Annotated in this window: 20 protein-coding genes and 1 pseudogene; 11 read left to right on the top strand and 10 right to left on the bottom strand. The window is 41.1% G+C overall.

Annotated features, from left to right (window positions below; translation table 11 throughout):
* Position 1 precedes the first annotated feature (1 nt).
* A complete protein-coding gene (locus ASE92_RS11525; RefSeq protein ID WP_056850251.1) occupies positions 2-949 on the bottom strand; it encodes an ion channel in 948 nt (315 codons plus the stop codon).
* A gap of 282 nt (positions 950-1,231) precedes the next feature.
* Between ASE92_RS11525 and trpD the strand changes: the two genes are divergently transcribed.
* The 8 genes from trpD to ASE92_RS11485 all read left to right on the top strand — a co-directional run bounded on the left by trpD (position 1,232) and on the right by ASE92_RS11485 (position 12,386).
* Positions 1,232-2,218 carry an anthranilate phosphoribosyltransferase gene (trpD, locus tag ASE92_RS11520; protein ID WP_056850250.1) on the top strand — a complete coding sequence of 329 codons (987 nt, stop codon included), beginning with the start codon at positions 1,232-1,234 and terminating at the stop codon, positions 2,216-2,218.
* Entirely contained in the window at positions 2,218-2,853 is a 636-nt protein-coding gene (locus ASE92_RS11515; RefSeq protein WP_056850249.1) for a phosphoribosylanthranilate isomerase, read from the top strand. The genes trpD and ASE92_RS11515 overlap by 1 nt, the downstream gene beginning before the upstream one ends.
* 335 nt (positions 2,854-3,188) lie before the next feature.
* Complete coding sequence (gene trpB / locus ASE92_RS11510; RefSeq protein ID WP_200926404.1) at positions 3,189-4,370, top strand: tryptophan synthase subunit beta; 1,182 nt, start codon at positions 3,189-3,191, stop codon at positions 4,368-4,370.
* Between the two features lie 109 nt (positions 4,371-4,479).
* Positions 4,480-5,247 carry a tryptophan synthase subunit alpha gene (gene trpA, locus ASE92_RS11505; protein WP_056850248.1) on the top strand — a complete coding sequence of 256 codons (768 nt, stop codon included), beginning with the start codon at positions 4,480-4,482 and terminating at the stop codon, positions 5,245-5,247.
* Positions 5,248-5,815: 568 nt separating this feature from the next.
* Positions 5,816-6,421 (top strand): TetR/AcrR family transcriptional regulator, encoded by a 606-nt coding sequence (locus ASE92_RS11500; RefSeq protein ID WP_056850247.1) that lies wholly within the window; start codon positions 5,816-5,818, stop codon positions 6,419-6,421.
* Between the two features lie 139 nt (positions 6,422-6,560).
* Positions 6,561-7,691 carry an efflux RND transporter periplasmic adaptor subunit gene (locus tag ASE92_RS11495; protein ID WP_369817413.1) on the top strand — a complete coding sequence of 377 codons (1,131 nt, stop codon included), beginning with the start codon at positions 6,561-6,563 and terminating at the stop codon, positions 7,689-7,691.
* Between the two features lie 104 nt (positions 7,692-7,795).
* Positions 7,796-10,993, top strand: coding sequence for an efflux RND transporter permease subunit (locus tag ASE92_RS11490; RefSeq protein ID WP_056850245.1), 3,198 nt, complete (start codon positions 7,796-7,798; stop codon positions 10,991-10,993).
* Positions 10,980-12,386 (top strand): TolC family protein, encoded by a 1,407-nt coding sequence (locus ASE92_RS11485; RefSeq protein WP_056850418.1) that lies wholly within the window; start codon positions 10,980-10,982, stop codon positions 12,384-12,386. Before ASE92_RS11490 ends, ASE92_RS11485 begins: the two co-directional genes overlap by 14 nt.
* A 225-nt stretch (positions 12,387-12,611) precedes the next feature.
* Here the strand turns inward: ASE92_RS11485 and ASE92_RS11480 are convergent, their stop codons facing one another.
* Entirely contained in the window at positions 12,612-14,129 is a 1,518-nt protein-coding gene (locus tag ASE92_RS11480; RefSeq protein ID WP_056850244.1) for a PAS domain-containing sensor histidine kinase, read from the bottom strand.
* 254 nt (positions 14,130-14,383) lie between these two features.
* On the opposite strand from ASE92_RS11480, the gene mnmE reads away from it, so the two are divergent.
* Positions 14,384-15,742 carry a tRNA uridine-5-carboxymethylaminomethyl(34) synthesis GTPase MnmE gene (gene mnmE, locus ASE92_RS11475; protein WP_056850417.1) on the top strand — a complete coding sequence of 453 codons (1,359 nt, stop codon included), beginning with the start codon at positions 14,384-14,386 and terminating at the stop codon, positions 15,740-15,742.
* Positions 15,743-15,893: 151 nt separating this feature from the next.
* A pseudogene (locus ASE92_RS11470) lies at positions 15,894-16,256 on the top strand (DUF4172 domain-containing protein).
* Positions 16,257-16,391: 135 nt separating this feature from the next.
* On the opposite strand, the gene ASE92_RS11465 reads toward ASE92_RS11470, so the two are convergent.
* The 3 genes from ASE92_RS11465 to ASE92_RS11455 all read right to left on the bottom strand — a co-directional run bounded on the left by ASE92_RS11465 (position 16,392) and on the right by ASE92_RS11455 (position 18,911).
* Positions 16,392-17,195 (bottom strand): SDR family oxidoreductase, encoded by an 804-nt coding sequence (locus ASE92_RS11465; protein ID WP_056850242.1) that lies wholly within the window; start codon positions 17,193-17,195, stop codon positions 16,392-16,394.
* Positions 17,196-17,357: 162 nt separating this feature from the next.
* On the bottom strand, positions 17,358-17,939 hold the full coding sequence (locus ASE92_RS11460) for an arylesterase (RefSeq protein ID WP_056850241.1): 582 nt from the start codon (positions 17,937-17,939) through the stop codon (positions 17,358-17,360).
* A gap of 3 nt (positions 17,940-17,942) precedes the next feature.
* Positions 17,943-18,911 (bottom strand): SDR family oxidoreductase, encoded by a 969-nt coding sequence (locus ASE92_RS11455; RefSeq protein ID WP_056850240.1) that lies wholly within the window; start codon positions 18,909-18,911, stop codon positions 17,943-17,945.
* 186 nt (positions 18,912-19,097) lie between these two features.
* On the opposite strand from ASE92_RS11455, the gene ASE92_RS11450 reads away from it, so the two are divergent.
* A complete protein-coding gene (locus tag ASE92_RS11450) occupies positions 19,098-19,358 on the top strand; it encodes a DUF3253 domain-containing protein (RefSeq protein ID WP_235527350.1) in 261 nt (86 codons plus the stop codon).
* A gap of 104 nt (positions 19,359-19,462) precedes the next feature.
* Here the strand turns inward: ASE92_RS11450 and ASE92_RS11445 are convergent, their stop codons facing one another.
* The 5 genes from ASE92_RS11445 to ASE92_RS11425 form a co-directional block, all read right to left on the bottom strand.
* Positions 19,463-21,700 carry a xanthine dehydrogenase family protein molybdopterin-binding subunit gene (locus ASE92_RS11445; RefSeq protein ID WP_056850238.1) on the bottom strand — a complete coding sequence of 746 codons (2,238 nt, stop codon included), beginning with the start codon at positions 21,698-21,700 and terminating at the stop codon, positions 19,463-19,465.
* 17 nt (positions 21,701-21,717) lie between these two features.
* Complete coding sequence (locus ASE92_RS11440; protein ID WP_056850237.1) at positions 21,718-22,737, bottom strand: xanthine dehydrogenase family protein subunit M; 1,020 nt, start codon at positions 22,735-22,737, stop codon at positions 21,718-21,720.
* Positions 22,730-23,245: a (2Fe-2S)-binding protein gene (locus tag ASE92_RS11435; protein WP_056850236.1), complete on the bottom strand. Its 516-nt coding sequence runs from the start codon at positions 23,243-23,245 to the stop codon at positions 22,730-22,732. The genes ASE92_RS11440 and ASE92_RS11435 overlap by 8 nt, the downstream gene beginning before the upstream one ends.
* 122 nt (positions 23,246-23,367) lie before the next feature.
* Complete coding sequence (locus ASE92_RS11430) at positions 23,368-25,494, bottom strand: xanthine dehydrogenase family protein molybdopterin-binding subunit (RefSeq protein ID WP_056850235.1); 2,127 nt, start codon at positions 25,492-25,494, stop codon at positions 23,368-23,370.
* Between the two features lie 9 nt (positions 25,495-25,503).
* Positions 25,504-26,490: a xanthine dehydrogenase family protein subunit M gene (locus tag ASE92_RS11425; RefSeq protein WP_056850234.1), complete on the bottom strand. Its 987-nt coding sequence runs from the start codon at positions 26,488-26,490 to the stop codon at positions 25,504-25,506.
* Position 26,491 lies beyond the last annotated feature (1 nt).

Here is a 26,491-nt window from a genome sequence, read left to right as displayed (position 1 = left end):
ATCAATCAGCCATTATTTTTTCCATGTGATCAAATAAGCTGTAATCCATAACCGTTTTACCGGCATCATTGTGGTAATGCATAACCTTAAATTTTGCATTCCATTCAATGTCTTCATCCTGATAGCTGGTACGGGTATGGATTGTTTGCGCAAAAGTATCGTCGAATGCTCTTAAAATCACAAAAATTTCCACTTCGGCTAGTTTTAGTTCATCTAATTTTTTTTCAAAAATGGGGCTGTCTTCATTTATAGGATGTACCAAAGTCCAGTTCAACGAAAGAAAAGCAATTTTACTGCGCTCCAGTTCTAATGGATAAAAGCTACGTTTGAGTTTTCCATCAACGGTTTCATTAAAAGTCATAAACATTTGCGCTTCTACATCTATTAAAGAATTCTTTCTGAGGTTGGCAAGCCGACACATTAAACCTAGACCGTTTTGGTAAGGTGCGATAACCATTTTTTTACTAAAAGTTACTTTCGAAGTAGGCCTACTAAAACGGCCGTAAAGCAATCCGGTAGCCAGTGCGAAAGCCAACAAACCCAACATACTTTCGAAAGCAGCCAGAACGCTGGTAATAAAACCTTGCGGAGAAATATGTCCATAACCGACCGTAGAAATGGTTTGTGCGGAAAAGAAGAAGGCATCAAAGAATTGATCGCGGAGGGTTTTGCCATTTGCTCCATTCAAATTTTCGATTCCAATAACGTTGTAAGCAACAGCGAATAAAGTATTTACAATAAGATAGGCAATGAGTATCACCAGAAAAAAACGAGGCCAACTCATGGTAACTAACCGAGTATACGTATCATCAAATTTAAACCAGGGCAAACCTGTACGTTCAATATTCGGCGTACCATCGGTATTTAGGACGCGTTGATTTTTGATTACGGGGCTCGAGCCAAAACCCAAATCATCATTAAACTGTACTTTTCGCTTAAAAAATGCCATAGATTGTTAAAAAGGTTTTGGAAATATAAAAAAGTATATCAATATTTGTTCTATATAAACATGATAATTAAAAACTTAAATAACAATTGGTGGTGGCATAACGAAATTCGTTAGGCAAATTCTGTTGTTATATATTTTAAAATATTTTATAAACGATAAAAAGGATTGCCCAAAAAGCAATCCTTTTTTTATGGGCTTTCGTCATGCTGAGTTTATTTCAGCATCTGATAAAAAAAGATTCTGAACCAAGTTCAGAATGACGAACGAGGGAAAAAATAAAAAATGAAAAAGATCTTAAATCATTTATTCGACAATAAAAGTTTCAGTAGGGAAGAGGCAAAAAATATACTCATTTCCATTACACAAGGTGAATTTAATTCTTCGCAAATTGCCGCTTTTATTACTGCTTATGCCATGCGTAATATCACGGTTGATGAACTTCAGGGTTTCCGTGATGCCATGTTGGATTTGGGTATTAAAACAGATTTTTCTGAATATGAATTAATTGATCTTTGCGGTACCGGTGGAGATGGAAAAGATACCTTTAACATTTCTACGCTTTCCTCTTTTGTGGTAGCTGGTGCGGGGCATAAAGTAGCAAAACATGGTAATTATGGCGTTTCTTCAGGTTGTGGTTCATCAAACGTAATGGAATATTTGGGCTATAATTTCACCAATAATCAGGATATTTTGAAACGAAATCTTGATGCCGCTGGAATATGTTTTTTACACGCTCCTTTATTTAATCCAGCAATGAAGATTGTGGCACCGATACGGAAAGATTTGGGCATCAAAACCTTCTTTAATATGCTGGGGCCAATGGTTAATCCATCACAACCCAAATATCAAATGGTTGGGGTTTTTAGTTTGGAACTCGCCCGTTTGTATAATTATTTATATCAGGATACTACCAAAAATTACACAATTGTGCATGCGCTTGAGGGATATGACGAGATCTCGCTCACCTGCGATGTGAAAACTTTCAATAACAAAGGTGAAAGTATTTTGACATTAAACGAGATGGGTTTTGAAAAGGTTGCAGTAAATGACATAAAGGGTGGAGATACGGTAGAATCATCTGCAAAAATATTTATGAATGTACTAAATGGTGAGGCTACTGATGTACAAAATAATGTGGTGCTCTGTAATTCGGCATTAGCCATCAAAACAATCAAACCAACCGCCAGCTTTGCAGATTGTTTTTACGAAGCCGAAGAATCATTGTTGAGCAAAAAGGCTTTGGAAAGTTTTAAAAAACTAGTAGCCTGATGAGAAGTTTAAAGCTAAAGGTTTGCGGGATGAAGTTTGCAGCGAACATTGCTTCTGTCGCTGCACTACAACCAGATTATTTGGGCTTCATATTTTATGAGCAGTCGCCGAGATTTATTTCTGATGTATCTGCCGAATTGATAAAATATGTGCCTCCTCAAATTAATACTGTTGGCGTTTTTGTAAACGAAGAACTGGAAATTGTTAAGAAAAAAGTAAATCTTTATCAGTTAAAAGCTGTTCAGTTACATGGCAATGAATCAGCTAAATACTGTGCCGAACTGAAAGAGTCATTTAATAGTTTGGAAGTAATTAAAGCTTTCGGTGTAGAGGAAGAGTTTGATTTTTCTGTTTTGAATGTTTATGAAGATGTAGTCGATTTCTTTTTATTCGATACAAAAACAAAAGCGCATGGTGGTTCAGGGAAAACTTTCGATTGGAAGATTTTGGAGAATTATAAGTTAAATAAGCCTTATTTTTTAAGTGGAGGAATAGATTTAGAACATGCAGCAGCGATATCAAAAATTGAGGATTCGAGATTATATGCTTTAGATATTAATAGTCGGTTTGAGATTGAGGCAGGAGTTAAGGATGTACAGAAGATTGGAGAGTTTTTTGTAAAACTCGGCCATTAGTTTTTCCTTATGCTATCCGTTTGGAGTGGATTGTGTTTTGTCCTAGCCGGACGGGCTCTTTTCTTCTTGATGTCAAAAAGACCTGCGAAGCAAGCTTGAACACCGATAAAAAATATAAAATTGTGAAAAACAAAAAACACCGGCTTAAAATTTTTCTATTAAAGTTAGTGGTTTGGCTCGGATAATGCATTCCGAGAAATTTGTTAGGCCGGATTAGAGTGAAACGGAGATGTAGTGGCAAGGCTTTGCAGGATGGAATAATAAGTGACGAAGAAATAAAAGATTGAAAATTCATTCCGTCGGTTTTAACCGACGCAATATTGATTAAAGATATTATGAAATACAAAGTAAACGAAAAAGGATATTACGGAGATTTTGGTGGAGCATACATTCCGGAAATGCTCTATCCAAACGTGGAAGAATTGCGTCAAAACTACTTGAAAATTATCGATGATGCCGATTTTCAAAAGGAATTTCATCAACTTATGAAGGATTATGTGGGTCGCCCGTCACCATTGTATTTGGCAAATCGTTTATCAGCAAGATATGGGGCGAATATTTTCTTAAAAAGAGAAGACCTGAATCATACTGGTGCACACAAAATCAACAACACCATTGGTCAAATTTTACTGGCCGAAAAGCTTGGAAAGAAGCGAATCATCGCCGAAACAGGTGCTGGTCAGCATGGCGTTGCAACGGCTACTGTATGTGCCCTGCGCAATTTGGAATGTGTAATTTATATGGGCGAAGTCGATATCGAACGTCAGGCACCAAACGTTGCCCGGATGAAAATGTTGGGCGCTAAGGTAGTACCGGCAAGTTCTGGAAGTAAGACACTTAAAGATGCTACTAATGAAGCCATGCGAGACTGGATCAATAATCCGGTTGATACCCATTACATCATTGGCTCGGTGGTTGGGCCACATCCTTACCCGGATATGGTTGCCATTTTCCAGTCTATTATCTCTGAGGAAACTAAAAAACAGTTAATTGAGCAAACCGGAAATGATCAACCAGATTATGTTTTGGCTTGTGTTGGTGGTGGAAGTAATGCAATGGGGATGTTTTATCATTTTATGGATGATGAAAATGTGAAATTAATTGCCGTTGAAGCGGCTGGAAAAGGTGTTTCAAGCGGTTTTTCTGCAGCAACAACCTATCTCGGGAAAGAAGGAGTTTTACATGGAAGCCGGAGTATTTTAATGCAAACAGATGATGGCCAGGTGGTGGAGCCACATTCGGTTTCTGCTGGTTTGGATTATCCAGGTATCGGTCCACAACATGCCCATTTATTCAAAACTGGTCGCGGGAAATACGTCTCCATCACTGATGAGGAAAGTTTGGATGCTGGCTTATTACTAACACAATTGGAAGGCATCATTCCGGCTATTGAGAGTGCCCATGCTTTGGCCTATTTAGAGAAAATGGAATTTAAAGGTGGCGAAAATGTGGTGGTTTGTTTGTCGGGCCGGGGCGATAAGGACTTAGATACTTACATTAAATATTTTAAATTATAAAGTTAAGTCGTCATTTCGAGATACGAAGAAATCTTAATGCTTTGGGTTATAAACCTTACTATCATTTTAGGATTGCTTCGTTCCTCGCAATGACGAAAAGTTGAAAACAATGAACAGAATCAAACAACTCTTCGAAGAGAAAAAAAATATATTGTCAATTTATTATACCGCTGGTTTTCCAAATATTGGCGATACGATTCAAATTGCTGAAGCTTTAGAAAAATCTGGTGCTGATATGCTAGAGATTGGATTCCCGTATTCAGATCCTGTTGCTGATGGTCCGGTAATTCAGGCCAGTAGTAAAAAGTCGCTAGATCAAGGGATGAACTTGAAGCTACTGTTTGAGCAACTTAAGGATTTGCGTAAGAACGTGACTATTCCTGTTTTGTTAATGGGTTATGTAAATCCTGTTTTGCAATTCGGTGTAGAGAACTTTTGTAAAGCTTGTGCTGAAGTAGGAGTAGATGGTTGCATTGTACCCGATTTGCCCATGGTAGAATACGAAGAATTTTACAAAGGCTGTTTCGAAGAACACAATCTGAGCAATGTATTTCTGATTACTCCACAAACTGCTGATGAGCGTATTCATAAAATTGATGGCTTAACAAACGGGTTCATTTATCTGCTTTCTTCGTCAGCAACGACGGGTAAAAATCTTGAAGTAGGCGATACCACGGAAAATTACTTTAGCAGGATTAAAAACATGAATTTAAAAAATCCAACTATGATCGGATTTGGTATTAGCGATAAGCAAACTTTTGATAAAGCCTGTTCTTATGCAAATGGGGCAATAATCGGCACTGCCTTTGTGAAAGCTATCGAGAATGGGGATATCGAAGAGAATGTGAGTGAGTTTATGAAGAAGTTTAAAGGTTAACGTTTTTGACCAATTCTGGTCGTAGCGTCTCGCTACGATCTTTTGTTTTTTTGTCCTGCCAGGACTGGCTTTTTTCTTTTGACCGCAAAAGAAACAAAACTCCCGGCTGAAAATTTTTCTTTTAAAGTTAGTGGTTTGGCTTGGATCTGCTAACCCGAAAAATTTGTTAGGCCGGATTAAAGTAGAACGGGGATGATGTGGTAAGGCTTAGCTGGATGGGAGGATGAGTTGTATAAGCAGATTTTGATAAATAGTCTTTTCGACCACAGGGGAGAAATCTTTCAAATGAGTCGGTGGAAGATTCAAAGATTTCTCAATTGCGCTGTGCTTCACTCGAAATGACGATAAGTTGCTTTCCAAAAAGAAAAACGTCTGCTTGTCACGATTTTTGTGAGCTACTAAAATTCTTCAATAAAATTAATTACTTCTAAAATCCTTGCTTAAACTATCTGCAGGCAATAGTTACCATGTCCAAATTTCATTTGACAATTCAATGATTGTCAATTTCTGAAATGGTTTTACATTTGCTTAACGGTGTTAGATTATTTACACTTAATAAATTCCAGTCATGGGAAGCAAAGAAAGAATTTTACGTTTAAAAGAAGAAACCAGAACCAGTATTCTGGATGCAGCCTTGAACATTGTTCAAACGGAAGGTTGGCAAGCTTTGAGTATGCGTAAAATTGCCGACCAGATTGAATATACAGCGCCGATCATTTATGAATATTTTCCTAATAAAGAAGGTATTTTACTTGAATTAACAAGAAGAGGTTATCAGATTTTGGGTAAAGCGATTCGTGAAGCCCGTGATGATCACGAAAAGCCTGAAGATAAAATGGAAGCCATGTGGGTAGCCTATTGGAACTTCGCTTTTTCTCACAAAGAATTTTACCAGTTAATGTACGGTGTTGATATGGTTTGTTGCACCGTGAAAAATTCCATGCAAGAAGCTGAACAAGTTTCTGCCATGCTAGGCGATGTGATTGAATCTCTATTTAAAAACAAACCAGTAACTGAAGATGATATCTGCATGAAGTATTACACCTATTGGTCAATTATTCACGGCCTAATCTCTATTAACCTTGTGCGCCCAAATGGAAGAACTACAGACGAACTTAACCAACAAATTTTAAAAGACGCCATTAAAGGCATTACGCTATCCATTAATAGCTAAAAATTTTTTAATCTATCATTTAACACTGTTAGATTATTTATACACCTTAAATCCACAATAAATTATATTTCATATGAATGCTATCCATCGCCTATTTATCCTTCTTAACACTGTTAAACAGCTTAATGATGTTAAGTCAATGTTGATTTTATTTACACTATCTGTAGCTTTAGTAAGTTGCAAGTCATCGCCTAATCAAGCTGCAGCTGTACCACCACCCCCTGTTTTGCCTGTAAGCATGGTTAATGAAAGTACCGAAACTACTTTCATCGAATACCCAGCATCTATTCAAGGTGCTGTTGATATTGATGTTAGACCACAAGTTAGTGGCTATTTACAAAGTGTTTTGGTTAACGAAGGCGCCTTTGTTTCTGTTGGGCAAACGCTTTTTAAAATCAATGAAAACCCTTACCGTGAAGCACTAAACAATGCAAAAGCAAGTTTGCATGCAGCGGAAGCTGCCATTCTTAATGCGCAATTGGAAGTTGATAAGCTAACACCACTTGTTCAGAATAAAGTTGTTTCTGATTTCCAATTAAAAACGGCTAAAACGGCTTATAAAATTGCTCAGGCAAATGCCGAGCAAGCTAGAGCAAGCGTTGCTTCAGCCAAAATTAACTTGGGTTACACCAATGTTAAAGCAACTGTGAGTGGTTACATCGGCCGCATACCTAAAAAGCAAGGAAGTTTGGTATCGCCAACCGATCAAACTGCTTTAACACAATTATCTGATATCCACGAAGTACATGTTTACTTCGCCCTTGCAGAAAATGATTTCAACAGTTTCAATACAAATTATCCGGGTAAATCTCCTGCAGATAGAATTAAACATCTGCCAGCAGTTGAGTTGGTTCTTGCCGACAATTCTATCTATCCGATCAAAGGAAAGATTGATATGATTGATGGTCAGTTTGATAAAAATACTGGTGCAATTACCTTAAGAGCAAGTTTTCCAAATGCCAGTGGAACTTTACGTTCGGGCAATACAGGCAAACTTCGCCTCGGTTTGAAACACGATGATGCCATTTTAATCCCCCAGTCGGCTACTGTAGAAATGCAGGATAAAGTTTTCGTGTTCGCTTTGAACAAAGGCAACAAGGTGAGCAAAATGCCTATTACTGTTATCGGTAAGAGTGGAAACAACTACCTGATCAAGGACGGCGTAAAATCTGGCGACCAGATAGTGTTAAGTGGCTTAGATCGTTTGCAGGAAGGACAGGTGATTACCCCTGAAAAAGCTACTGACAAAGCAGCGAGCTTAAAAAAATAGTCTTGAGTCGAAAGGCTTGAGTAGGGAGTTTGGAAGAAAATCTCTTGATTTCGAGACAAAAAACTTAAAGCATACAATAAGAACAAAAAAATAAATAAAAAACAATGTTCAAGATATTTATACAAAGGCCGGTACTGGCAACCGTAATCTCCATTTTATTGGTGATATTAGGTGTACTTGGTCTCACTAAGTTGCCTTTGCAACAATTCCCTGATATTGCGCCGCCATCGGTTTTGGTTACGGCTGTATATCCGGGTGCGAATGCCGAAACGGTTTTGCGTTCGGTTGCACCATCGTTAGAAGAATCTATCAACGGGGTAGAAAACATGACTTATATGAGTTCTACTGCAAGTAACGATGGCTCTTTAGCCATTACCGTTTTCTTTAAATTGGGTACAAATGCAGATCAGGCTGCGGTAAATGTTCAAAACCGTGTGGCCCAGGCTACCAGTCAGTTGCCGACCGAAGTGGTACAACAAGGGGTAACCACCGCAAAACAGCAAAACAGTTTTATCATGGCCATTGGTTTATACACTGATGACGAGAAAAAATATGATCAGACTTTCATTGCCAACTATGCCCAAATCAATATCATTCCTGAGATCAAACGTATCCCTGGGGTAGGTTCGGCCGCTATTTTTGGCGGGGTAAAAGATTATTCGATGCGAGTTTGGTTAAATCCAACCCAAATGGCTACTTATAAAGTTACGCCAAACGAAATTATGAAAGCCATTCAGGATAAAAGTTTAGAGGCAGCTCCAGGAAAATTTGGCGAAAAAAGTAAAGAGGTTTTTGAGTATGTAATAAAGTATAAAGGTAAACTAACTAAACCCGAAGAATATGAAAATATAGCTATACGTGCAAATGCCGATGGTTCTATTTTGCACCTTAAAGATGTAGCGAGGATAGAACTTGGGGCTTATTCTTACAACAGTATTACCCGCATCAACGGTAAAAAAGCGATCGTAATGGGGATTATCCAGTTGGCGGGTTCCAACTCGAACGATATTCAGGTTGCGATTAACAAGCTGATGGATAAACAGGAGAAAAGTTTTCCAGCCGGAATTAAAAAGAATATTTTCTACAGTACTAAAGTTTCTTTAGATCAATCTATTGAGCAGGTAGAGCACACCCTTGTTGAAGCCTTTATATTGGTATTTATCGTGGTATTCCTGTTTCTGCAAGATTTCCGCTCAACCCTGATCCCAGCCATTGCTGTTCCGGTGGCCATTTTAGGTACTTTCTTTTTTATGCAGTTGTTTGGATTCTCCATCAATCTGTTAACCCTTTTCGCCCTCATTCTGGCCATTGGTATTGTGGTTGATGATGCGATTGTAGTGGTGGAAGCGGTGCATGCGAAGATGGAACACAAACATTTAGGGCCGAAGGCGGCTACTCATGAAGCGATGCATGAAATTACTGGTGCCATCATTTCCATTACTTTGGTTATGGCAGCAGTATTTTTGCCGGTCGGTTTTATGGAGGGTTCAACAGGTGTATTTTACAGGCAATTTGCCTTTACCATGGCGATCGCCATTGTAATTTCTGCAGTAAATGCGTTGACGTTAAGTCCGGCATTAGCGGCCTTGTTTCTAAAAGATAATCATTCTAACCATAGTGACAAGCCAGCTGTTAAACTAAACTTTAAGCAAAGGTTTTTCAACGGGTTTAACCACAGTTTTAACTCCTTAACTAACCGTTATGTTGGCGGATTGAAGTTTTTGGTTCGACACAAATGGTTGAGCATGGGCGGTTTAGCGTTAATAACACTTGTAACGGTTTTCATGGTTAAAACTACTCCTGGGGGCTTTATTCCAACAGAAGATCAAGGTTTTATTGCCATTGCAGTGAATACGCCTTCGGGAACATCATTGGATGGAACGCAGAAAGTAATGACACAAGCAGAGGATTTGTTGAGCAAGCTTGACGCCTCAAGAGATGTTACCGCCATTTCCGGCTTCAACCTTTTAACTAATTCTACCAGTCCATCATCGGCTGTAGTGTTTGTACTCTTGAAACCAAATGAAGAACGGGGTGCTGTAAAAAATATTGAAGAGATTATGAACCAGGTTCGTGGTCAATTAGGTGCCATATCTGGTGGAAGTTTCTTTGTATTTAGTTTCCCAACGGTACCAGGATTTAGTAATGTTGAAGCGCTGGATATGGTGCTTCAGGATAAAACAGGCGGTAAACTGGATAAGTTTAGCGGCATTTCGCAAGAGTTTATTGGCGAGTTGATGAAACGTCCGGAGATTGCTGTAGCTTTTACCAGTTTTAAAGCAGATTATCCACAATTACAACTGGATATTAATGATGAAAAAGCTGATCAGTTGGGCGTGAATGTGAAAGATATTCTGCAAACGATGCAAACCTATTTCGGGAGTGCACAGGCATCAGATTTCAACCGTTTTGGTAAGTATTATCGTGTAGTTGTTCAGGCTGATGTTCAGGACAGGGCAGACCCATCGACCATTGACAGGGTATTTGTGAAAAGTAACCGGGGCGAAATGGTACCGATTAACACGCTGGTGAAATTGAGCCGTATTTATGGTTCTGAAACTGCGTCGAGATATAATTTGTTCAACTCTATCTCTATCAATGCCATTCCAAAACCAGGCTTTAGTTCAGGACAAGCGATTAAAGCTATTGAAGAAGTTGCAGAGAAACAATTGCCTGCCGGTTACAGCTATGAATTTTCAGGACAAACCCGTGAAGAGATTTCTTCAGGCGGACAATCTACCGTGATATTCCTGTTGTGTCTGGTATTTATTTACTTCCTGCTTTCAGCACAGTATGAGAGTTATATTTTACCATTGGCGGTAATTTTATCTATTCCTGCCGGAATATTTGGAGTATTTGTTGCGATTGGGTTGACAGGAATCCAAAATAACATTTATGTACAGGTAGCATTGATTATGTTGATTGGATTGCTCGCCAAAAATGCCATTTTAATTGTGGAGTTTGGTGTTCAACGAAGGAGGGCAGGACAGCCATTAGTGGCTGCGGCTTTAGAGGCTGCAAAATCGAGGCTACGTCCGATTATTATGACTTCACTGGCTTTTATTGTTGGTTTAATACCGATGATGGGGGCAACTGGCCCATCGGCGCAGGGTAACCATTCGATTAGTATCGGCGCTGCCGGAGGTATGGTTTCGGGAGTAATCTTAGGTCTGTTTATCATTCCAGTACTCTTCGTCATCTTCCAGGCCATCCAGGAAAAATTTTCAAAAAAATCACAAGAGGAGGTTCCACATTATTATGAAGAAGCTCCTATAAATCATGAATTATATGAAACGGTTTAATATTCTTACCGTCCTGCTCCTTGCTTTAATCTGGAGCGGATGTTCAGTTTCCAAAGATGTTTCCTTGCCAAATGTTGTGCCGGGGTTATTTAGAAACGCCATACAAAAAGACTCTTCCAGCGTCGGAGATTTGCCTTTGAAAAGCTTCATTAACGACCTTACGGTTCAAAATTTAATTGATACTGCTTTGGTTAAAAATGTTGATATGCAACTTGCTTTGAAAAACATCGATGCTGCAGAAGTTTTGTTCAAACAGTCGAAGCTGGGTTATTTACCCGAATTGAAGTTGCAGGTTGCCGCGAGTTCAAGTCGCCCATCTGATAATAGTTTGAACGGATTAAGCTTGAACCAGTTTACCGGCTCAACCCATATTGAAGACTATACGGCCAACCTTGGCGTACTTTGGGAAGCCGATATCTGGGGTAAAATCCGCAATCAAAAAGCTGGCGCTTTAGCCAATTTTTTGCAAACCGAAGAAGCCCGTAAAGCGGTTCAAACCAGATTAGTAGCCAATGTTGCACAAGGCTATTATAATTTGTTGATGTTGGATGCGCAACTGGAAATCGCCAGGAAAAATTTAAAACTAAACGATAGTACTTTGCGGATTATCAATTTACAGTTTGATGCCGGGCAGGTGACTTCACTGGCCATTCAGCAGGCAGAGGCGCAACAGTTAAATGCAGCGCAGCTGATTCCAAGATTGGAGCAAAATGTTACTTTACAGGAGAATGCTTTGAGTGTTTTGATTGGCACCTTGCCAAAGGCGATAGATCGTACGAGCCGTTTGGATAAAATGGCTATTCCACAGGATTTGAATGCGGGCTTTCCATCCTCACTGTTAAGCCGCAGACCCGATATTAAATCTGCTGAGCTGGCGCTGAATGTGGCCAATGCCAAGGTTGGGGTGGCTACTGCGAGCTTATATCCTTCTTTAGTGATCAGCGCAAGTGGTGGGGTGAATTCTTTCAAAGCAAGCAATTGGTTTAGTATGCCGGCATCTTTGTTCGGTTTGGTTTCCGGAGGAATTACACAGCCGATTTTCCAACGGGGACAGCTGAAATCTAACCTGAAACTGGCAAAGATTGATCGCGAAAAAACGGTTATTCAATTCCGCCAGTCGGTCATTATTGCGGTAGGTGAGGTTTCTGATGAGTTAACAAAAGTAGAAAAGCTGAAAGCACAATACAGCATTGCAGCGAAAAGAGCACAAACCCTTCAACAAGCTTCGAAAAATGCGAGCTTATTGTTTAAAAGCGGTATGGCCAACTACCTGGAGGTAATCACCGCCCAGGGAAATTTATTGCAAAGCGAACTGGAGTTGACCACCATTAAAACAGAGCAGTTAAATGCCGTGGTGGGGTTATACAGAAGTTTAGGCGGAGGTTGGAATTAGTCCCCATCCTCCCTGCGGCACCTTCCCCCTGAAAGGGGAAGAATAGCATGATTTAGAACAGTGAGCTAGAGGGATTGTATGTTGATATTGGCTATATCCTAGAAGAAATTAAACACTCTATTTCTCACTTATCAACAAAGAATAAAAGCACAGCGAATGCTGATTATTATGATCAGTTTCTCTGTGCTTTTTTGTAAAATGTAAGTTTCAAGTGTCTCTAATATTTTAAACTGACTTACATTTTTTTAACCAAAGCATTGCTTCATCTGCAGAATGGAAGAATTCAATTTCTGAAGTTTTTTCTTCATTATCCACACTTTTTTGTGCTGATAATTGGCTGAAGACACTGGCAGAGAAGATCCAGGCGAAGAATTCCAAGCCTGCAAGTTCTATTTCTGGCAACCAGGTTTCTGCGGCCCAATCAGATGCTTCAGACCAGGTTCCTAAAACCAGGCGATTGTCGTTAAATACTTTTGAACGGGGATTCGCTTTTAAGTATTCAATCATCAATGCGCCTCCATGTTTAACCGAGCGCATGTCTTGATGGCCCACCCATTCGACGTACATGATGTCATCATTTTCGGGGCAGGAGATGGTCAGGTATTGGTCTTTATAATGATTTGAATTTTTGATTTCCGGTACAATCGGGCGGCCAGGGTCTAAGGGTAATTTAAAGGAGAAAACAGAACCTTTTCCTAGCTCGCTTTCTATCCAAAAACTTCCACCATGACGTTTGATGATTTCTGCAGAAATAAAAAGGCCTAAACCCAAACCATCGAAACGGGCAGAAGAATTGTCGGCCCGATAATAGCGATCGAATAATTTACCCAGGTGTGCTGTTTCGATGCCTATCCCGAAATCGGTTACGGAAACGATCACATTTCCGTCTTTTAAAGCTGTGTTGACCATCACGCGATCTGCATCAGGTGAATATTTTACCGCGTTGGATAGAAAATTCTGTACCACTTGTTCTAAGCGGTAATGATCGCCCTCAAACTGAAGATCGAGCTGGTTATCCAGAATAATCTTGTGATTTGGCGAAAGTTGCTGCATGGCGGTAATGGCTTCCTGCAACATCAGCGAAAAATTGAAACTTTCGATATTCAAGAGCATTTTTCCCGCATTTATTTTACTCACATCCAGCAGATCTTTAATCAATTTTTCAAGTCTGCTCAGCTGCCCTTCGGTACGCAAAAGGTAGGCTTTAATGGCTTCGTCTTCCACTTTGCGAAGCAACATCTGGTTATAACCTTTTATGGAAGTGAGCGGCGTTTTGAGTTCGTGGCTAGCAATAGAAATAAATTCATCCTTGCGGAATTCGATGTTTTTATGGTCTTGTATGTTGGTATTGGTACCCACCCAAATGTTGGCTTTGCCTTCGCGTTTTACCAGTACGGCCCTGGCCAGGTGCCAATAATAGTGGCCATCGGCAAATAGCAAACGGAATTCTGTGGTATATTCTTTTTCTGTTTTGAGCGATTCGTGCCAGATGTGTAAGCTTTCCGGAAGATCTTCGGGATGTAAAAATGATTCCCAACCGCTTTCGATGATGGTAGATTGTGCATGACCAAAATCACGACAAATGGTATCATTTACATAATTGATGATACCCTCGGCATTTGCTGTCCAAACCTGTTGCGGAAGCGCATTCAGGAGCAGCAGTGAAGTGAGGTCGTCCCCATTTGGATTGAAGTTTTCGGGGAATTTTTGCGCCTCATCCGGTATATCACCAATGTTTTTCATCTTCAAATTTAACGAAAGGGCTAAAAATAAATGTTTCTTAATTAAAAAAATATAGTGTGGCTATAAATTACTATTTTAATGAAGGCAGTGTATTTATGCTTCTGATCTGGTTTTGAAAACATGGATCTATTTAATTTCTTCCGCAGGATGCATCTGGTTCATTGAGCGAAAGAGGAGGAGAAAAGCGAAAAAATTACCCTTTACCCACTTTATCTTGTTTAAATAGCTTTATTTTTGCGGTTCGAAAAGGAAACATGAATAATCAAGATACCATTATTGCTTTATCTACCCCATCCGGATCGGGCGCCATTGGCGTAATCCGCTTATCTGGACCGGATGCGATTGAGCTTACCAATGCTGTTTTTGCCGGTAAAAACCTGGCGGAACAGGCTTCGCACACTTTGCATTTTGGTTTAATTAAAGATGGCGATCATATTGTTGATGAGGTGGTAGCTGGGTTATTCGTTGCGCCGAAATCGTATACTAAGGAAAATGTGGTCGAAATATCCTGCCATGGTTCCAATTATATTATTCAGCAAATTATCAACCTCTTGATTGCCAAAGGCGCAAGAGCAGCTAAACCGGGCGAATTCACTTTGCGGGCCTTTTTGAACGGCGCTTTTGATCTAAGTCAGGCAGAAGCCGTAGCCGATTTGATTGCCTCGAATTCGAAAGCTTCACATGATGTGGCCATGCAACAGATGCGTGGTGGTTTTGCCAATGAGTTGAAAGCTTTGCGGGAACAATTGATTCATTTTGCTTCGATGATTGAGCTTGAGCTGGATTTTGCTGAAGAAGATGTAGAATTTGCCAACCGGGAACAGCTTACCACATTGGTCAATAAAATCAACCATGTTCTGAGGCGTTTGATTTCTTCGTTCGAGATGGGGAATGTAATCAAAAACGGTGTTCCGATTGTGATTGCCGGTAAGCCTAATGTAGGCAAATCGACCCTTTTGAATGCCTTATTGAATGAAGAGCGGGCCATCGTTTCGGACATTGCAGGTACTACCCGAGATACTATTGAAGATGAATTGACAATAGGTGGCATTGTTTTCCGCTTTATCGATACTGCCGGCATCCGGGATACTGCCGACATTATTGAGGCTTTGGGCGTAGAAAGGACGCTGGAGAAAATGAAGCAGGCGAAGCTGATTATATATATGGCCGACGCTGCCCAAAGCATTGCAGAAATTGAAGAGCAGGTGAGGGGACTTATCCAATTGGAGATTCCCTATCTGGTTCTGGTTAACAAGGCCGATTTAATCAGCGACGATCAGCGAAAAGGCTATGGGGATATGAATGTTGTTTTTATCTCAGCTAAAGAAAAGCAAGGGATAGACGAGTTGAAAAACACTTTGTTGGAGCAGGTTAATCTGCATCATATCAACACGAGTGAAACTTTAGTGACTAATATCCGCCATGTAGAAGCTTTAAAACAAACTGAAAATGCTTTGCAACGTGTGCTGAACAATGTAGATAATCCGGTTACCTCTGACTTCTTGGCTATGGATATTAAACAGGCTTTACATTATTTAGGAGAAATTACGGGTACGGTTACTACGGATGATTTGCTGGAGAATATTTTTACTAAGTTTTGTATCGGAAAGTAACCATTTTAATTACTTCCTTCATTTTCAAGCCTACCTTCATTTCTTCTTATCCTTTACTTGAATCGTTTTGCGGAGATTAATTTAGTATTCTCCGCAAATTATGCGTAGAACACTAAATTATTTTATGCGGAGAATAGCTTAAATTTGATTTATTTATATCCATCAACTTAACCAGTGGCCTAACTTTGCTTGGGATACGTCGACTTTAGCATTGTTGCTTAGCGAAGTACACCTTAAGCAAGGTAAGTTGTTGGGTTAAATGGAACAGTTAGGTTTCGATCTGCAAAATGAAGCCGTGTTGCAAACACTAACCAAGGATGTAGTCAAAACTAGTGAGATTGAAGGGGAAAAGCTAGATAATGACCAAGTGAGATCCTCTATTGCCAGATGGTTGGGAATTGAGATAGGTGGCTTAAGACCATCTGATCGAAATGTTGACGGTATTGTGGAGATGATGTTTGATGCTACACAAAATTACAATGACAGCACATGTAGCGTTTCCTATTGCGAATAATACATTAAAAAGATGCATTACTTATTATTCTGATTTTATAGAATATTACCCGTTTATCACTATAATGCACTTTCGCATCAAATAAACCGCCTAAACCCTTTCTTTCTTCCGCGTCTTTACGTTGCCCTGCCACATTTACTCCTTATTCTTCTCCGCTACAGGTTCCTGCATTTTTTCCATTTGCGCTGCCTGCATACTGTCAGGCGTGATGTTACCCATGGCTACCGTCATTTTGTTTTTGAAACCTGAAACCACCATATCCTGGCCAGCGAGCAGGGCTTCGTAACCATCTTTTGCCACTTTTGCAGCATCATCTAGATTACCCTCTTGCACAATTTTGGATTCAAGCATGTCGGCTTTGTTGAAGAAATCTGTATCAGTTGGGCCAGGTAGCAATGAAGTAACAGTTACGCCGGTATCTTTTAATTCTCTTCTTATCGATTCACTGAAAGAATGTACAAATGCTTTTGTACCATGATAAACCGCCTGATATGGCCCTGGCGCCTTACTCGCAATTGAGGCTACGTTCAAGATTTTGCCAGTTCCACGGGCAACCATGTCTGTTGCATAATATTTGGTAAGGGTAACCAGCGATGAAATGTTGAGTTGTACAATGTCTAATTCGCGTTCCAGATCATTCTCAATGAACTTTCCATAAACTCCCTGGCCGGCATCATTGACTAATACATCCACCTCATATCCTTTTTGTTTAATTTCTTTGTATAAATCAGTCGCTGCATCTGGATGAAAAAGATCTTTACTAATACTCCAGACTTCGATACCATTTTGTTTTAGGAAGCTTTCAGCTGCGGCTAATTTCTCTTCTTCTCTTCCTACAATAATTAAATTTTGGCCATCTTTGGCAAATAGCTTTGCCAACTCTAAACCGATGCCGCTACTGGCTCCGGTAATTAGTGTGAAAAGTTTTGTGTATTCCATGTCTCGATTGTTGATATTAATTCAACATGGTGAAATAAAAAAAAGTTTTATCGGATTTTTTTGAGGAGATCAATGTCGGTAGCATCCAGCGGTAATCCTTGAACTTGACATTTGATTCAAAATGCATTTAAACCCGCAATTAGGGAGAAAGCTGCAATAAAACTATAATGCTTTAACCACACGGTGTCTGGCAATCATTGATTTTATTTTTGGCCAAATGTTATCGGCTATGATTTGATAACCTGCTGCCAGGGGATGAACCCCGTCAAACATATTGAGGTATTTTTTCCCTTCTACACCTTCCAATAAAAATGGGACCAATTCGCAATTATTTTCCGTTGCAAGTTCCTGATAAATGGTGCGGTAGCCTGGAGCACGGTCCTCCGGAATCCATGCTGGAAGCCTCATCCCTAAAATTAAAATGTCTGTATTGGGGGAGTTAGTTTTTACTTTCGTTAGGATTTGCTGCATATTGCCTTTCAGTATATTGGCTTGGTGACCTCTGAGTAAATCGTTGGCACCAAGCTCTAATATCAAAATGTCGATTTGTTGATTCAATACGGCGTTAATCCGGTTTAAACCGGTGGTGGAGGTATCGCCACTTAGTCCGGCATTGATAACCTGGAAATTCCAGTTTTCTGCGGCAATTTTCTCGCTGATCCGTGCGGGTAAAGATTCCCGCAGCGGATCTTTTAAGCCGTATCCAGCGGTTAAGCTATCGCCAAAAAATAAAATTACAGGCATTGTTTAACGTTTAGATTTATTCAGTAGCATAATTCCAGCAGTAAGGGCCAGTACACCGAGAGAGAGATATTTATGATGGGCTCGTGGTTTACCAGGTATTCCCCAGCCGCCATGTACAGCGTTGCCATATTTTACCGTATTAAAAATATTTCCACTAGTAGCTGGCAGCTCAGCCGCATTTTTTAAATATCTTGATATTACATAACCGGCTATTCCCCTTGTTAATCCTGGGGCGAGTGCATAGGCATAACGCAAAAGAATGGCTGTACTGCCCATCATCGTTGAAGGTTTCGGGTGGCGTGAAATTTTCAAAATGTCTGCAGCAATCCGGTTGGGATCGTACACTGGTGGTGCAGGTTTTAGCTGTCTGCCTGTATAATTTGCGGCATGCTGGATGCCTGGAGTATCAAGAAAGGCAGGGAAGGCATCACATATATGAATGTTTTTGAAAGCAGAAAGTTCCGCTTTCAGTGCGGCGCTAAATCCACGCAGGCCGAATTTACTGGCAGCGTAACCCACCCCATAAGGAACAGGTAAAAATCCACCTATTGAAATATTATTGATCAAGATGCCGTAACCTTGTTTTTTGAAGTAAGGGAGGATGGCATGTGCACCATTCATGTAGCCCAACAAGTTTGTTTTTATCACCTGCTCGGTTACTTCCATTGGAGTTTTATCAAATTCGCCCACGGCAAGCACGCCTGCGTTGTTAATCCAGACGTCAATCGTATCTCCAAAATCGGCCGCTGCCGCTGCCAGATTAATCACATCATGATATTGAGCGGTATCGGTTTGGATACATTTAACTTCGGCCCCAAGGGTTTCACATTCTTCCGCAAGCTCTTGTAAGGCAGCCATATTTCTTGAAGCCAGGATGAGTTGATCGCTATTCGCCGCGAAAGCAAGGGCAATAGCTCTCCCCGCACCAATTGATGCGCCGGTAATGACAACAGTTCTTTTTTTATCAGTCATATTATTACAACCAGTGGCCAATATAAATTGTTTAGAAAATGGCTGCTACGGCATCAAAAAGCAAGAATACTTTGTTTGATTGAAAGCTTTTGATGAGGGGAGATTAGCTTAATCCATCTATAGTGCGAGAAATATTATTGGCATTTTAAAGCAATAGCCCCATACATTTGTTGTCCATTTATGGTGATGCTATCAGAAATATCGAAAACCATCTTAGCTGAGGCGGATAAACGTGGACCAGATAAAAGTACCTGCCCTTCGGAAATTTCCCGGATGCTTTTTGGTGATGACTGGCGAAAGGAGATGGGAAAGGTGCGGGAAGTGGCCATTGGTTTGCATCGGGAAGGTAAGGTAGTGATCACACAGAAAGGAGTACCTATCGATGTGGACCATATCAAAGGGCCTGTACGCATCAAAATTAGCCAGAACGAAAATAGAAGCGACTAATGTTTGTTCGCGATTATTCTCTGCAAAAAGCAAAAGCTTCGTCCTTTCGGAGAAGCCTTTAATGGTTGAAAAACTATAGTAATCGGTTTTTTAATTAAAACCTATTACATTAATTCATCAAAGTGAATAGGTAACTTATAAATTCTTTTGCCAGTCGCATTAAAAATTGCATTTGAAATGGCTGCAGGCATTCCCACCAGACCAATCTCACCCACACCCTTGGTACCGATTTCGTTAATTAATTCATCTTTTTCTTCTACAAAAATCACCTCCAATTGGCCGATATCGGCATGTACAGGAATATGGTATTCGCCGAGATTAGTGTTCATATACTTGCCGAGATTATGGTCCATAAAGGTCTCTTCGTGCAGTGCTTTACTGATGCCCCAAACCATTGATCCAGAAATTTGACTGGCAGCAGTTTTTGGGTTAATTATCTTTCCGGCGGCTACCGCGGTTACCGCTCTGGTTACCATTACGGTGCCAAGATCCTGATCTACCTCTACCTCAACAAAAGAAGCGCTATGGGTAGCCAAACTGTATTTCCGAAGTTTTAACATGTGCGGTTTGCCCATGTTGGTAGTTTTAATGGGTTTGCTATTGTTAAAGGCAATAATGTTTTTTAGGGACACGAACACATTGGGATGATCTTTTAAATGCATGTTTCCTGCACTAAAAAATACCTCCGTATCTTCCAAATTTTTAAACCGAGAATCTGGCATTTTTGCCGCTTTTTTCAACAATTTTTTACGCAGTGCTTTTGCCGCTACCACGATGGCTACTCCCGTAGATGAGGTAATGGACGAACCACCCTGGAACATCGAGAATGGCTTTTGGCTGTCGCCATAGTTGAAATCTACTTCTTCCAGCGAAAGACCAAGCTCATCTGCTGCAATTTGAGTCATCACTGTTAGTGTACCTGTACCAATATCGGTTGTGGCATTGTTTAGCACCATTCTTCCCTCTTTGGTAATCATGGCTTCCACCCGGGCAGGAAACTGAAAGGCATCCCAGATTCCTGTAGCCATCCCATAACCTACCAATTTATTTCCACGCTTCGTAGATCGAGGTTCGGGATTTCGGTTGCTCCATCCAAATTTCTCTGCGGCCTGAAGATAGCAGTCGCGAAGGGCTTTGCTGGTGTAAGGTTTGTTGCTTGATGGATCGATCTCTGAATAATTAATTAAGCGAAGTTCTAAAGGATCAATTTTAAGCTTGTGGGCCAGTTCGTCCATAGTGCATTCGATGGCATGCATGCCTGTGCTTCCACCCGGTGCCCGCATGTCAAGCGGCGTATACACATCAAGGGGAACTACTTTATGATCGAAAAGCGTATTTGGAGCAGGGTAAAGTTTATGGCTCCAGTTGGCAATCGCTTCTGTATAGTCTTCAAAATTGGAGGTTTCAGAAAAAACGCTATGGCCCAGGGCGGTAACGTTACCTTCTACATCACTGGCGAAGCGCAGGTTTTGTTTTACCGGGGGGCGATGGCTAAAAAAGAACATTTGTTTACGCTCTAATACCACACGCACATTTCTTTTAAGGTGAAGGGCAGCCATTACACAAAGGAAAAGCTGGTATTGTGGACGAAGGCCTGAACCAAAACCACCACCAACGAACGGAGCCAATACCCTTACATCTTTATAGTGTAAACCGAAAATGTTGGCCACATAAAGTTGGTTATTGATAGTGCCCTGTGTTTTATCGTAGATCGTTAATTTCCCTTTTCCTTCGTATATCGTTGTTGTGGCAAACAGTTCGATGGGGTTGTGGTGCTCTGTACCATGCTGAAAAGTTGCAGCAACTTTTACAGGTGCCTGTTCAAAAGCAGTCTGGAAATCGCCTGTTGGTGGTGGTGGAGGCGGTTTCAAAGCTGTGGCAAATCCTTTTTTTGCAGAACGGCCATTTGGAATATTGCTTTCCAGATCGGTTTGGAAAGTTTCCTGCTCATACTCAAAAATAACTTGCGTGGAGGCGTATCTAGCCGTTTCGTAGCTCTCGGCCACTACCAAGGCAATAGGTTGTCCGTTGTAAAGAATATTTTCATCGGCAAGTGGCTTAAAAACAGTTCCTGGCGGCGCATCCATATCGGTATATTGCAAATCAAACCAGGCCAGTTTTGTACGGTTTTTATGTGAAAGCACATCTACCACACCGGGGATAGCCATTGCTTGAGTGATATCGATATTGATAATCTTCCCTTTGGTTATCGGGCTGCTCACTACATAACCATGAAGCAAGTTATCTGCTTCATATTCTGCGGCATATTTTGCCTGGCCCGTCACTTTTAGCTTTCCTTCTAAACGGCTAACGGGCTGACCAACATTTTTGTTAAAATCCATTTTTGTTCATTTGTAGTTTAAGCAGATGGTTTTGCTCCTGGAAGCTGCGATTGAGGGTTTAACGCCATGAGGCCATTGCGAATAATCGCTTTTTTAGCGAGGGCGATTTTAAAGTCGTTATGGCCATAACCTTTTGCATCTCGTAAAATAATATCAGCCGCGGCGGCAAAATTGAATTCATTTGCGCTTTTACCCATCAGGAAATTTTCTGCTTCTGTTGAACGCCAGGGTTTATGTGCTACACCACCAAGTGCGATTCTTGCGTCTTTTATCCTATCTCCATCCAATTCTAATGCGGTAGCAACTGAAACGAGAGCAAAGGCATAAGAATGTCTGTCGCGAAGTTTGAGGTAAGAATAGTTTTGAGCAAAACCTTTATCAGGAAGATCTATTGATGTGATGAGTTCGCCAGGTTCGAGGTTATTATCCAAATCCGGCCGATCAGCTGGCAGGCGATGGAAATTTGCGAAAGCAATGGTTCTTTTTCCTTCGGGTCCTTCTACATTAACCAACGCATCTAAGGCGGCGAGCGCTACGCACATATCCGATGGGAAAACCGCAATACAATGATCACTCGTTCCTAATATTGCATGGATTCTGTTGTATCCCTCTTTCGCAGGGCAGCCCGAACCGGGATTTCTTTTGTTACAAGGCACATCAGGATCGTAAAAATAGTAACAACGGGTGCGTTGCAATAAGTTACCACCATTACTTGCCATATTTCTGATTTGAGCAGATGCGCCGGCGAGAATAGCTTTAGAGAGTAGGGGATATTTGTTCTCAATAATGGGATGATAGGCGGTATCTGCATTTTTGAAATTGGCGCCAAGTCTAACTCCTCCATTCGGCAGTTCTTCAATCTCTGCGAGACCGTGAATGCGGTTGATGTCTACCAGTCCGCTTGGGTTGGTGATGTTATATTTCCAGAGGTCGAGTAAATTGGTGCCACCAGCTAAAAACTTTGTATTATCCTGTTTATTGATAAGGTTGACGGCTGTAGCAACATCTTCTGCTTGCTTGTATTCGAAGTTATTCATGGCCGCCTCCTGCTTTTACCTCCATAATGGCATCAATGATCCCAACGTTAGCACCACAGCGACAGAGATTTCCGCTCATCAGCTCTTTTACTTCCTCTCTGGTTTGTGCTTTTCCTTCTTTAATCAGTCCAATAGCGCTGCAAAGTTGGCCGGGAGTACAGTAACCACATTGAAAAGCATCATGATCGATAAATGCCTGTTGTATCGGATGCAAATCATCGCCATGGGCGATCCCTTCCACAGTAGTAATCTCGGAGCCGTTTTTCATTACAGCAAGGGTAAGACAGCTTAAGATTCGCTTATCATCGCATATAATTGTACATGCCCCGCATTGGCCGTGATCACAACCTTTTTTGGTCCCTGTTAAATTTAAATGGTCTCTCAAACCATCCAAAAGGCTTACCCAAGGTTGCACCTGAAGAATTTTTTGTTCACCGTTAACGGTCAGGTTTACCGTACAGTCGCCTTGCTTTAAATGGTTGAGGTTTTGCGTTTCGCTTCGCATCATGCTGAATTGTTAGTGGTAGGTACTCATTTGCTAACATTCAAAAACGCGGATAAGTTTGAGCTTTTTAAGTTTCTTTAACAATTGTATCCTTCCCAGGTAAATTCTTCGTATGAAAAAATTTTTTAAAGCAATTTATCTGGAGTAATCGGAAGTGAACGAACCCGTTTGGCAGTGGCATTAAAAACAGCATTTGCTACAGCAGCGGCTACCCCAACAATGCCCACTTCACCAATTCCTTTTACGCCCATTTTATTTGGAATGAAATCCTTCTCATTGATAAACATAGCGTCGAGATCACCAATATCAAGGTTAGTAGGCACGTGGTAATCGGCAAAAGAACGGGTTGCAAAATTTCCATATCGTGGATCGATGATGGATTCTTCGGTTAATGCCATACCAATCCCCCAAACAATACCGCCAATAATCTGCGATCGGGCAGTTTTAGGGTTCAAAATTTTTCCAGCACCTGTAACGGCTAAGAAACGCGTAACCTTCACCATCCCAGTCACGCTATTTACCCTTACCTCGGCGAAGTTGGCATTAAAGCTATGGGCAGAATACTTTTCTGCTTCGGCTGGTGCTTTTGAGTCTGACCGGGTTTGAAAATCGGCTATATTTTCTGAAATCATCAGCGCTGCTGCTGTCGGTCTTACAAAAAACTGTTTGCCAGATTTCGCCAATAATTCATCGGTAATTTTAGTGCAGGCATCGTTAACAGCGTTTGCAAAACTCGATGCTCCTACAGAACCTACCGATCCTGCTGCGGGCGGCAAATCAGAATCACCAAGTTTCACACTGATTTGCTTTACCGGCAAACCCAATCCATCGGCCGCGGTTTGTGCCAATATGGTATTGGTTCCTGTTCCTAAATCTGAGGCGGCAATTTCTATAGTTGCATACACTAATTTATTTTTTAAACTGAGTTTGATTACGGCTGAGCTATCCCTTTGCCTGGCCGGATAGGTACCGCAGGCTACGCCATAACCGATCAAATCATCACCAATTTTATTTGTACCGGGTTCAGATTTTCTTTTCGCCCATCCAAAGGCTTTTGCACCTTCCTGCAAACATTTTACGGTTGTTCTGGATGACCACGGTTTTCCGTTGGAAGGGTCTTTTGCGGGTTCATTTTTTATTCTCAATTCAATGGGATCCATCTTTAACGTGTACGCCAATTCGTCTATTGCCGATTCGAGCGCAAAGCTTCCTGTCGATTTTCCCGGGCCACGGGTATAAGTGGGCAAGATGAGGTTCATGGGAACCACGCGGTAACTGATTAAGCTGTTCGGAACTTCATACATCACTTTTGTACAATCTCCGCAGGGCTCGATATATTCACTATCTACCGCAGTGTGTGAAATTGTTTCGTGTGCGAGCGTGAGCAGCTTGCCTTCTTTGGTTGCACCTATGCTTAGTTGTTGTATGTTTCTTTGGCGTAAACCTACAGAGTTGAACATTTGTTGCCTGGTAAGCGCCAGTTTTACTGGCCGGCCAACCATTTTAGCGGCTACAGCTGTCAGCACTAAGTTTGCCCATTGTCCGCCTTTCGAACCAAAGCCGCCACCAATAAATGGCGAAATGATTCTTACCTGTTCTGGTTTGATATTTAATGTGGCTGCCGCAGCGGTTTGGGCACCGTTTATAATTTGCGATCCATTGTATAACGTTACTTGGTCGACGTCCCATACCGCCACTGTAGCATGTGGCTCCATCGGATGGTGGTGTTCAATTGGCGTTTCGTAGCTCGCCTCTATTTTAACTTCGGCATCTGCAAGTGCTGATTTTCCTGCCCCCCGTACTAAATCGGCCAATTCCTTCCCCTTAGGCATTTCAGGTTTTTTGGCAAGGTTATCAAAGTCGATTTTATCTTCCTTCTGATTGTATTCTACTGTAATTAAATGAGCAGCTGCAGTAGCCTGTTCAAAAGTTTCGGCTACTACTATTCCGATATGCTGGCCATGAAAAGTAATTTCTGGACTTTGCAACAGCGCACCACCCCGCAACCCTCCTTTGGTATTTAAGGGCAGAATATTCTCATGGGTAATTATTTTGATCACACCAGGATATTTCTGCGCTTTTGTACTCCCGATACTTTTTATTTTACCTGCAGCAATGGTACTTTTAAACAATACCGCGTAGGCCATATTCTTCTTGGGATAATCTGTGGCATAAGTGGCTTTACCTGTAATTTTCAAAATCCCGTCTATGCGGTTTATCCCTTTGCCAATGGATTTGTTGCTGTCTTCCATATTTTACAATTAAATATTTCCTTTGAAAGCTGTTTCCAGCGCATTGATTAAAGCTTTTTTACCCATTTCTATTTTAAACTTGTTGTGTGCTAAAGGCTGTGCCAATGCCATTTCGGCTTCGGCAGCTTTGGCAAAGTTGGCAGCAGTTGCTGCTTTGTCTTTTAAATAGGCTTCCGCATTTAGTGCTCTCCAGGGTTTATGTGCTACGCCACCCATTGCAATACTGGCGGCCTGGATCGTATTCCCATTTAATGTTAAACCTGCAGCAACGGAAACCAAAGCAAAAGCATATGAATTTCGATCGCGTATTTTAATGTAGGCTGAGTGTTCTGCGAAATCATTTTTCGGTAATTCAATAGCTGTAATAAGTTCACCATGTTGGAGGCTATTGTCTTTTTCGGGGTGGGCCCCTGGAAGGATATGAAAATCTTGAAAAGGAATAATGCGTTCCCTTTCACTGCTTAGCACTTTAACATTGGCGTTTAAAGCAGAAAGGGCAATGGACATATCTGAGGGATAGACTGCTACACATTCTCGTGTCCAACCAAAAATGGCATGCATCCTGTTAAATCCTTCAAGCGCAGCACAGCCGCTTCCTGGATTCCTTTTGTTACACGGCGTAGCGATATCATAAAAATAGCTGCAGCGGGTTCTTTGTAATAGATTCCCGCCATTCGTAGCCATATTTCTAATTTGCGCAGAAGCACCAGCGAGTATCGCCTTGCTGAGCATGGGAAAGTTTTTACGGATAAGCGGATGGTTTGCCGTCGCGGTATTTTTGGCTAAAGCACCCAAAGAAATCCCTGAAGCGGTTGCTTTAATTTCTTTTAGCGAGAGGTTTCCAATATCAATAATTTCATTTGGGAGGGCAACATGCTCTTTCATTAAATCGAGCAGATTGGTTCCTCCGCCCAAAAAAGCAGCATCGGTATTTTTGTTGATTAAGGTAATTGCCTCAGCGGGATTATTAACTGCACTAAATTTAAATGATTTCATA

The sequence above is a fragment of the Pedobacter sp. Leaf41 genome (assembly GCF_001422545.1).
Classification (GTDB): domain Bacteria; phylum Bacteroidota; class Bacteroidia; order Sphingobacteriales; family Sphingobacteriaceae; genus Pedobacter.
The sequence above is the reverse complement of the archived record's forward strand: the minus strand, read 5'-3'. Positions and strand labels throughout refer to the sequence as shown.